Below are 5,514 nucleotides of genomic sequence, written 5' to 3'. Positions count from 1 at the left end.
GACTCAAGAGGCTTATCACTCCGAAATCCCCGTACTCAAGCAATTTTTTACCGGCAGTATCGACGGACCAATTCAGTGATCAGTCAATTGAGGGAAGTGGGGTGTGGGGTGTGGGGTGATGGGGTGATGGGGTGATGGGGTGATGGGGAAGTGGGGTGTGGGGTGATGGGGAAGTGGGGTGATGGGGAAGTGGGGTGGTCACTGCGTGCGCGTTGCGGGGGGAAGTGGGGAGAATAAATAAAAATAATCTCCTGACTCCTGACTCCTGAATCCTGACTCCTGAATCCTGAATCCTGAATACTGAATCCTCACTCCCAACTCCTGAATACTGAATCCTCACTCCCAACTCCTGAATACTGACTCCTGAATCCTATCTCCCGACTCCTGACTCCTGAATACTGAATACTGACTCCTGAATACTGACTCCTTGACTCTTGCCTTCAGAAACTGATCGCTGAAATCCTCCGATTTCTCCTGTAAGATACTGTGTAGAGATGAGGAGTAATTATTTATGGAAGCTGGCGGTTCACAACGGGGGATTTCCCCAACTCTGCGGCAAAGTGGTATCGGTTTAATGTTACTGACATCGGGGGGAATATTAATCTGGTTTATCGCCTGGTTAAGTAATTTTAGCTTCGGGGGACGCAGTTATCGCGCCAGCTTCCTTTTTCCTAATGTGGGTGGCATGATGGTGGGAACCCGCGTCGGTTATCGGGGAGTGAGAATCGGGCAAGTGACGGCAATTACCCCAGAACCGGAGGGAGTCGCCGTAGAAGTGGAGATTTCGCCAGCAGATCGCCTAATTCCCAGTAATTCCCTCATCGAAGCCATTCAATCCGGTTTAGTGGGTGAAACCACGATCGATATTACTCCCCTGCAAGCTTTACCCGTCGGTGGTGTTAAAGAACCCCCTTTGAGTCCTAACTGTAATGGGGAGGTGATTATCTGTAACGGTTCCCGTTTACAAGGGCAATCGGCGCTAAATGTCAATACCCTGATCAGATCTTTACTGAGAATTTCTAATCTAGTTAGCGATCCCGATATGGTGGCTGGATTTCGTTCTTTTACCCAACGCGCTGCCAATGCCTTGGGGGGACTCGATCGCTTTAGTGGTGAGGCAACCACCGCTTTAAGTGAGGTACGTCGCAGCGGTACTCTAGGTAAAGTTAATTCGGGGATGAGATCCCTAGAATCCTTACCCCAAGTATCCGGTTCCCTCGATCGTCTTTCTAGTGATCTTTCCGGTGTCGGGGGATTGAGTCAGGAAGCGACTACTTTACTGAAAAGTTTACAGGGAAGTGGCGGCCTGAGAAATTTAGACGCTACCCTAGTGGAGGCCCGAAAAACGCTGCTTTTGGTGGGACAAACTACGGAAGAACTGCGGGTTTTTTTGGCAGCTAATCAAAATCGTTTAATTGCTACTCTCGATAGTATCAAAACTACTAGCGATCGCCTACAAACTACTCTCGCTGCTTTGGATCCCATCCTGACGCAAGTGCAGAAAAGCCAAATTATCGAGAATTTAAATACTATTTCGGCAAACGCTGTTAAATTAAGCGAAAATTTGGGCAACTTTACCGCCTATCTCTCCGATCCTGCCACTGTTGTCACCCTACAGCAACTCCTCGACTCCTCTCGCGCCGCTTTTGCCAATCTTCAGAAAATCACCTCGGATGTGGATGAAATTACCGGTAATCCGCAACTGCGACAGGAAATTATTCGTTTAATCCAGGGTTTAAGTCGTTTGGTTTCTTCTAGCGAACAACTACAGCAGGAATTCGCCCAAGGTCAAGCAATGACAAGAATGGCCGCCCAAATTGCGACAATAGCCCCAAATCCCGCCGCTAATACCCCAGAAAAAGACCCTAAGAAACCCAGAAAAAGCCCCGAAATAAATGATTAAATGTGTTTGAAAAATCACCTTAGTTCCTTATAAAGGAATCCAATCTAAGCGATCAATCCATTCTTCAGCTTCTGTTAATTCCCAGATTAAAATCATTGATTCAGCCCATTGACTAATTGTACCGCTAGGGCGTAACCAAATAATTCCCCAAGTGTGACCTCCCGTGTTCCAATGATCTTTTAAATGATTGGGCATGGTACTTCTATTGTCAGTGATTAACAGTCTCTGGGATAATTCTAAATATTGCAATAAATTAGGATCAAGTGTCCCTAAAAGAGGTGCATCCGCATCACCAACTCGCAAAATATCTATAGTAGAATTGATACGTTGAACCGCTATTTTTAGCTTAGGAGATAAATTTTCATCCAGCAAAAACCGAATTTTCATGCTTTTTGTAAATACTCCTGCTCCTTTTTAATTTTTGCTTTTCTTAAACGATCAATTAAAGGAGATGATGTTTCTAGCCACTGTTGATAATGTTGTTCCCGTTGTCTTTCTAGCTTGACAAGATAGAGATCGATTTGTGCTTGATTGTGATAATAATATGTCAAAGTGGCATAAATTTTTTCTAAATTTAGAGTTGGTAATTCTTGGAGAATTTCTTGAGGACTATAACCTTGTCGATAGTATTTCAGTACGTCCTCAATGCCAATACGATGTCCTTTTAATTGAATATTATCTACTGCTACAAATTCAAAATAATCTTCTAACTGCATAGGTTGTTACCTCCTAAAACATCAATACTATCCTAGCATATTATTAAAAATGTGCCGCAAAATTCAAAATTATTCACCGATTTTAAGCCTATCTGAATATTAAATTTAACCCACCTAGTTTAGATGGGTTAAAAAGATAAAAAGAGATTAAGATTGACGTTTTAAAGCAGAACCAATTCCTAATACTCCTAAACTCAATAATCCTAGCATTGATGAAGGTTCGGGAATAGAAGTAGGAGGAGGGGAAAGAGCTATCACTGAGACATTATCCAACGCAGGACCATAAGGTGTATCGACTAAATTTAGAAAACTAAGGGTAGTTGTTGTTCCAGTGGCAGTAAAACCCCAAGATTTTGATACCCATCCCATGTTTGAACGGCTTTTTCCTGTTATGTCGAAAGAAAAGTCAGCAGAATTTCCTCCTGCACTCACTCTCATCTCTTTAATAGTAGGACTGTAGTCTGTATTACCCGCCAGATCAAAAGTCACCCGATAAGTCTCACCGACAGTTGTGTTAAAGGTTTGCTGAATTCCACCGGCATTCGCTCCAGATAGATCCAGATTTCTACTACCCTCAGAAGCTTGCCAATAAGTTCCTATATAATCAATTGTTCCTTGGCTGACCGTCCATCCTGTAATTGCTGTGGAACCAGCATCAAGTCTTATAAAATCACCAGGGTTAGGGTTGACGGTAGCCGTCTCAAAACTGCCATTTTGAATCAAATTTGCTGCTTGTACAGGGGTGACTATCAAAGCACTCACCGCCAAGACAGAGGAAGCAATTGAGAGTTTTAATAAGCTATGCTTACCCCCCCCCCGCAAATCAATCAGTTTTGCTAATTTTTGAGTCATAATTAAAAACTCCATTTTTAGATAAACAACCACACCATAGCACAGAAAAGCTTAAAATAAATGAAAAAATGATTAATTTTTTCCTCAAGATGGACTTAAATGAGCTTTGGGATAGAGAGACTTGTGGCAAGATATAATTAAGGGGTATTTGGGGAAGAAATTGGATTATGGAAGAACTTTTAGAATTAAAGGCTTTACTCTTAAAAGGTGATATTAAAGGTTCACTGGCGATTGTAGAAGACCTTGAAGATATGAGCAAAAATGGGATTATTAGCACCATTCGTGGTTATGCTGTTATCTTATTACTTCATTTAATTAAACAACAGGCAGAAAACCGAACCACTCGTTCTTGGGATGTCTCCATTCGCAATAGTGTTAGAGAAATTCAACGCCACAATAAACGCCGAAAAGCGGCAGGATATTATTTAAGTGATGAGGAATTAACAGACACTTTAAACGATGCTTATCTTAATGCTTTGGATGCCGCTTCTTTAGAAGTCGAATCAGGTCGTTATCAATCGGAGAAACTAGAAGCTATAATTGACAAAAATAAACTGATTAGTGATGCTTTCCTTCTCATCAAAAACGTCTCTCCCTAGAAAGATTATGACCAACTCAATCTCTCAAGAACAAGCCCAAGAAATGTTACGTTGGTTAAACAAAAATCGTGACAACGTGATTGATTTGTATAAAAATCAATACATTGCTTATAACGAAAAAGGAGTGATTGCTCACGGTGAAAATTTACAGAATGTTCTAGAAGAAGCCAACACAACCAATCAAGAATTTGTCATTTATCTTGTTCCTAGTTGTCGTTATTCTATTCAAATTTTACCCATTCAAGTTTAAAGTAGTTTAAGTTGATTTTGACAACGGCAAAATTCTATGAAAATAACCCTTTATCAACCGACGTTATCGTTATTATTACTGCTGTTCCTATCCGGTGGTTGTGCAGTCAATCAGGAAAAAGGCAAAACCATCACTCCGCAAGCACCTCCCCTAGCAGAAATCGTTCCTTGGCAGACCGTCGAACGGGTTACTATTTTAAAAGCCGATCAGGATCCCATCTATGCTTTAGCCATTAGTCCCGATAACTCCCTGCTGCTGAGTGGTAGTTTTGACGGCACGGTTAGGGAATGGGACCTAAAAACTCAAAAACCTCTCAGGACTTGGCAACTAGGTGATACCGTTAACGCTATCCAATTTAGTCCCGATGGTGAGACTTTCGTAACTGCCGATGCCGGGGGAAAAGTGCAACGCTGGAATACGCGCACGGGAAAATTAGAAATGACCTATCCTGGCCATGCTTTTCTCGTTACCGATGCCGCTATTTCTCCCGATGGCGAAATTTTGGCCACGGGTAGCTGGGATCGTACAGTTAAACTCTGGGATTTTCAGACGGGTACACTGTTAAAAACCCTGCGCGGCCATAATCATCCGATTCAGGCGATCGCATTTAGTCCCGATGGTAAAGGAATTGTTAGCGCCGATTACGATGGCTTCGTTAAACTGTGGAAAGTGAGTACCGGTCGCGTTAATCGTGCCTATGCGGGTAATTTATTCCCCGTTTATCGGGTGCTTTTTTCCAAAGATGGTAATACCGCCGGTACTGCTAGTCAAGACGGTTCGATCCGCGGTTGGCAAGTAAAAAGCGGCATCGGCACCACTACTATTCTCGCCCATAACGACGCTGTTACCGATATGGCCCTGCTCGATGGGGGTAAAGTTTTGGCCAGCACTTCTGGGGATGGAACTGTCAAATTTTGGGATGTTAATACCCGTCGGCACTTGAATACTCTCAAGGGAAACGTCATCTTAAGAATGGTTGCCAGTCGAGATGGTCGTTGGTTAGTCACTGGAGATCGAGACGGTGCGATCGCACTGTGGCGAGGAATCTAATTGGGGTCTGCTGAAAAAGTTTTTCCTAGAAGCAGGGTGTAGGGTGTAGGGTGTGGGGTGTGGGGTTTTACCGATTTTGAGGGGGTCAATTACCTAATTTTCAGGGAAAAAGTAGCTGAATTTCCCCCTGATCACTCCCATATC

Annotated in this window: 8 protein-coding genes; 4 read left to right on the top strand and 4 right to left on the bottom strand. The window is 42.9% G+C overall.

Features of this window, described 5'->3' with window-relative positions; genetic code table 11:
* Positions 1-79: 79 nt before the first annotated feature.
* Entirely contained in the window at positions 80-340 is a 261-nt protein-coding gene (locus tag O9290_RS10960) for a hypothetical protein (protein WP_288087045.1), read from the bottom strand.
* 171 nt (positions 341-511) lie between these two features.
* On the opposite strand from O9290_RS10960, the gene O9290_RS10955 reads away from it, so the two are divergent.
* Positions 512-1,903: an MlaD family protein gene (locus tag O9290_RS10955; protein WP_288057824.1), complete on the top strand. Its 1,392-nt coding sequence runs from the start codon at positions 512-514 to the stop codon at positions 1,901-1,903.
* 27 nt (positions 1,904-1,930) lie between these two features.
* Here the strand turns inward: O9290_RS10955 and O9290_RS10950 are convergent, their stop codons facing one another.
* The 3 genes from O9290_RS10950 to O9290_RS10940 form a co-directional block, all read right to left on the bottom strand.
* A complete protein-coding gene (locus tag O9290_RS10950; protein WP_002763705.1) occupies positions 1,931-2,290 on the bottom strand; it encodes a DUF5615 family PIN-like protein in 360 nt (119 codons plus the stop codon).
* Positions 2,287-2,619 carry a DUF433 domain-containing protein gene (locus O9290_RS10945; protein ID WP_002750711.1) on the bottom strand — a complete coding sequence of 111 codons (333 nt, stop codon included), beginning with the start codon at positions 2,617-2,619 and terminating at the stop codon, positions 2,287-2,289. Before O9290_RS10945 ends, O9290_RS10950 begins: the two co-directional genes overlap by 4 nt.
* Positions 2,620-2,766: 147 nt before the next feature.
* Entirely contained in the window at positions 2,767-3,471 is a 705-nt protein-coding gene (locus O9290_RS10940; RefSeq protein ID WP_288026825.1) for a choice-of-anchor C family PEP-CTERM protein, read from the bottom strand.
* Between the two features lie 167 nt (positions 3,472-3,638).
* Here O9290_RS10940 and O9290_RS10935 point away from each other — a divergent pair, with 167 nt between their 5' ends.
* From O9290_RS10935 to O9290_RS10925, 3 genes are read left to right on the top strand one after another with little or no spacing between them, the layout of a single operon-like run.
* Positions 3,639-4,070 (top strand): DUF29 family protein, encoded by a 432-nt coding sequence (locus tag O9290_RS10935; protein ID WP_288026823.1) that lies wholly within the window; start codon positions 3,639-3,641, stop codon positions 4,068-4,070.
* 7 nt (positions 4,071-4,077) lie between these two features.
* On the top strand, positions 4,078-4,320 hold the full coding sequence (locus O9290_RS10930) for a DUF5678 domain-containing protein (protein WP_288026821.1): 243 nt from the start codon (positions 4,078-4,080) through the stop codon (positions 4,318-4,320).
* Positions 4,321-4,356: 36 nt separating this feature from the next.
* The gene (locus O9290_RS10925) at positions 4,357-5,370 is read left to right on the top strand and encodes a WD40 repeat domain-containing protein (RefSeq protein ID WP_288087042.1); all 1,014 of its coding nucleotides are present in this window, start codon (positions 4,357-4,359) and stop codon (positions 5,368-5,370) included.
* The last annotated feature ends 144 nt before the right edge of the window (positions 5,371-5,514 follow it).

It is taken from the genome of Microcystis sp. LE19-41.2A, assembly GCF_027530405.1.
Classification (GTDB): domain Bacteria; phylum Cyanobacteriota; class Cyanobacteriia; order Cyanobacteriales; family Microcystaceae; genus Microcystis; species Microcystis aeruginosa.
Note: the sequence above shows the minus strand (reverse complement) of the source record. Positions and strands in the feature narration are given on the sequence as shown.